Below are 369 nucleotides of genomic sequence, written 5' to 3' on the forward strand. Positions count from 1 at the left end.
TGACTGGGGTGAAGTCGTAACAAGGTAGCCGTATCGGAAGGTGCGGCTGGATCACCTCCTTTCTAGAGTAGCACTCTTCTTCAAGCGTTCACACTTATCGACTGTAATGAAATAAAGAACAGCATTTTCTCCACAAAAAAAGCTCAAACGTAAGCCACGAGGTTTAGGTTTGGTCTTTTAGAGACCAAGTGCTGTACGTTCTTTAACAATCTGGAAGAAGTAAGTAAATTTTTATGTACCCGTGCGGGGAACCGCGTGGGTGGGTAATGATTGTATGTATCAACAAACGCAACAACGTAGTACTTCTTATTCCTATAAACGCTCCTTGTTAGTCGCAGGGGCTAACGTTATAGGGACAAGTGAATAAGT

Annotated in this window: 1 rRNA gene; it reads left to right on the forward strand. The window is 43.1% G+C overall.

The features are described from left to right. A 16S ribosomal RNA gene (locus tag KVP70_RS33435) occupies positions 1-62 on the forward strand; the annotation flags it as partial. Positions 63-369 lie beyond the last annotated feature (307 nt).

Source organism: Duganella violaceipulchra, from assembly GCF_019166075.1.
Taxonomy (GTDB): domain Bacteria; phylum Pseudomonadota; class Gammaproteobacteria; order Burkholderiales; family Burkholderiaceae_D; genus Rugamonas; species Rugamonas violaceipulchra.